Source organism: Falsiroseomonas sp. RANM36, from assembly GCF_056682175.1.
In genome coordinates this window covers 1,341,262-1,344,042 of record NZ_JBWXTD010000003.1, presented here as the reverse complement: position 1 = coordinate 1,344,042, position 2,781 = coordinate 1,341,262, and the positions used below count along the sequence as shown (strand labels likewise).

Below are 2,781 nucleotides of genomic sequence, written 5' to 3'. Positions count from 1 at the left end.
CCCCGGCGACCCGGCGCCGCGCCGCCGCGCCCCCCCCGCCCCCGGCCCGCGCCCCGGGGGCGCGCGGCGCCAGGCGGTCGCGCAGCGGTTCCGGCCAGGCGCGCAGGATCGGCAGCGACGCCGCGATGCCCGCCGCGCCCGACTCGCCGCGCGCGGCAGCGAGCAGGCCGCGCCAGAGGGTCAGCTCGGCGCTCTCCGGCAGGCGCGGATCGAGCAGGCCTTCCGCCTCGTTCAGCCGCCCCGCCACCAGCGCGGCCGCGCCCTGCAGCGCGCGGGCCTTGGGCTGCTCCGCCGCGCGCGGATCCTCGCGCATGGCAAGCCCCGCCATCGCCTGCGCCTCCGGCCCGAGGCCGAGCGCGAGCAACGCCTCCGCCGCGCGCAGCCGCGGCGCACCGCGGCCGAGCGGCGGCGCGCCGGCGACGGCGAGATTCGCATTGCGCTCGCGCTGGACCAGCGCGGGCAGCGGCTCCGCCGGCAGGTCGAACAGGCGCGAGAGCGCCGCCGCCTCCTCGGCCGCGTCGGCTTCCGTGCCGAAGGCCAGCGCCACGCCCGGCCCGGGATCTGCGGCGAAGCCGGCGGGCAGCGCGCGGAGCGTCACGGTGTCGGCGCGCGGCAGGATGGCGGCGCCGAGGCGCGTGGGCAGCACCTCGAAGGCCGCGGCGCGGCCTTCGCGCGTGATCTCCCACAGAGGATTGTCCACGGCCAGGCGCTGCCCGCCATCGCGCTGCACGCCGCGGATGATCGCGCTCGCCACGTTGCGGGTGGCGATGCCGAACAGCTCGAGCGGCACGCGCACATAGATGCCGCGGTCGAAGCTGCCCTCGCCGAAGGTGGAGAAGGGCACGTCGGTGAAGGTGGCGAAGCCGCCCACCTCGATGCCGCTGTCGAAGCGCCGCCCGATCTCGACCGTGCCGCCCCAGTCGCCGGCGAGATACCGCCCGCCGCGCAGCACCGCATACATCCCGTACCAGGGCAGGTCGGCGTAGAGCGAGACCTGCCCGGTGGTCACGTTGTAGCCGAGCGTGCCGAGGCCGCCGTCATAGTCGCGCTGCACCACCTGCGCGATGTCCACGCCGAGCGCATAGGGCTTGTCGTAGGGCCGCCACAGCAGCTCGGCCGAGACGCCGCTGAACATCGGCTCCAGCACGCCCGCCGTCACGCGGGCGAAGATGTCGCGCGCCGGCGCCCAGATGCGCGCGGCGTAGAGCGCGGGGATCGCCGTGCTGCCGCCCTGCGCGTAGCGGGCATAGTCGCTGCGCACATGCGGCAGCAGGCTGTCCGAGGGCGGCGCCCCGTCCAGATTGCCCATGATCGCGAGCGAGACACTGCCGGCCAGCGCGAAGCCATGGCCGAGCTCCGCCCGCGCCCCCGCCACGGCGGCGGCCTGCCAGCGCAGCGTCCGGCTCGGATCGCCGAGGATGGTCTGGAAGCGCGGCTCGACGCCCCAGGTGAAGCCGGCGCCGCCATCCATGCGGCCGAATGCGTCCGCGCCCGCCGCGCCGAGCTGCGTCACGTAGAACAGCTCCTCCGCGCTGCCATTCCCGCGCGCCGCGGCCTCGAAGGCGGCGCGCGGGATGGCGAGCCGCGCGATCTCCACCCCGGCATGCCGCCAGGAGAGCACGACCAGCTGCACCTCCGCCGGCAGGAAAGGCTGCACCGCGCGCATCACGCGCCCCGCCGCCTGCGCAAGCGTGCGCTGCGATCCGCCCGCGACCGCGATGCGCGCCTCCGCGCCCGCGATGCGGACCGCGACCGGCCGGAAGCCGGCGGCGCGCAAGGCATCGCGCGCCGCCGCCTCGGGATCGGGCAGCGGGGCGAGCGGCCGCGCGGACAACGCCGGCGGCGGCGGCTGCTCGATCTCCGGCGGGTTCGCCGGATCGAAGCGGGCCGAGAGGCGGACCACGAAATCCGTGCCGTAGAGCCAGCCCGCGCCGATATCGAGCCAGCCATTCGACCATTGCAGCCCGTAATTCACCCGGCTGCGCGCGTATCCCCTGAGGTCCGTGGTGTTCGCCGGATAGCCGCCGCGCTCGTCGCGCAGCGCATCGCCCGAGAACTCCACCTTCGCGCGGATGCCCTCCACGCTGCCGAGCGGCGTCCAGAGGGGCGGCAGCGAATATTCCAGCCCGCCGAACAGCGATGCGTTCTCGCCGCGGAAATAGGTGCCCGGCCCGAGCAGCCCGCCCTCGCCCACATCGCGATCCCGCTGCTCGAAGCGCGGCGAGATCAGGGTCAGCGGGTTCTGCATATCGCTGTAGGTGCCGAGCCGCCCCCAGCCGATGCCGGCGGTGACATCGAGCGGCCCGAAGCGCTTCGACGCCACGATGTACTCGCCGCCATAGATGCCGGTGCCGATGAAATCCTGCAGCCCGATCGCCACCGCCGGCCAAAAGTCATCCTCCTCCAGCAGCCGGATCTTCACGTCGAAGGAACGGTCGCTCGTCATGCCGCGGCCCGTCGTGCCGTCCAGCCGCTCCGCAATCCGGAACGTCGTCTCCAGCCACGGCAGCGCCTGGAAATTCACGAACCACAGCCGCCGCTGATGCCGCAGCGAGGTGCCCGCCTCCAGCGTCCCATCCGGCCGGAACCGCGCATTGCGCATCTCGAGCAGACCCACGCCACCGAGATCCGACCCGGTGCCGGGCACCTCCTGCGGCATGGCGGGTGTCGCGGCGAGAAGTGCGATGAGGGTGAGCGCCACGGGGGCTCCGCCCGCGCGCCCCGGGGGGGGGGGGGGGGGGGGGGGGGGGGGGGGGGGCCCCGGGCGCGGGCGCGGCGCGC

Annotated in this window: 1 protein-coding gene; it reads right to left on the bottom strand. The window is 75.3% G+C overall.

Annotation, left to right across the window (positions count from 1 at the left end; translation table 11 throughout):
* A partial coding sequence (locus tag AC1MIR_RS11275; protein WP_480028250.1) for a YjbH domain-containing protein occupies positions 1–2,701 on the bottom strand: 2,701 nt, incomplete at its 3' end.
* Between the last annotated feature and the right edge of the window lie 80 nt (positions 2,702–2,781).